The following is a 255-nucleotide window of genomic DNA, read 5'->3' on the forward strand; positions in this document are numbered from 1 at the left end:
GGCCGATGTTGTCGCCCGCCTGGGCGAAATCCAACAGTTTGCGGAACATTTCAACGCCGGTTACCACCAGTTTGCGGGGCTCTTCTGAGAGGCCTACCAGTTGCACTTCTTCCTGCACTTTAACGGTTCCTCTTTCCACACGTCCGGTGGCAACTGTGCCTCGGCCGGTGATGGAGAAGACGTCTTCTACGGGCATCAGGAAGGGTTTGTCCACGTCTCGCTCTGGCTGGGGAATATACTCGTCGATGCCTTCAA

Annotated in this window: 1 protein-coding gene; it reads right to left on the bottom strand. The window is 56.5% G+C overall.

Going from position 1 to position 255, the window contains the following annotated elements:
* Positions 1-255, bottom strand: a 255-nt coding sequence (locus AAIG11_RS18315) for an EF-Tu/IF-2/RF-3 family GTPase (RefSeq protein ID WP_343187570.1), incomplete at both ends; no start/stop codon positions are given.

Source organism: Anoxynatronum sibiricum, from assembly GCF_039414295.1.
In the GTDB taxonomy this organism is placed as follows: domain Bacteria; phylum Bacillota; class Clostridia; order Peptostreptococcales; family Tindalliaceae; genus Anoxynatronum; species Anoxynatronum sibiricum.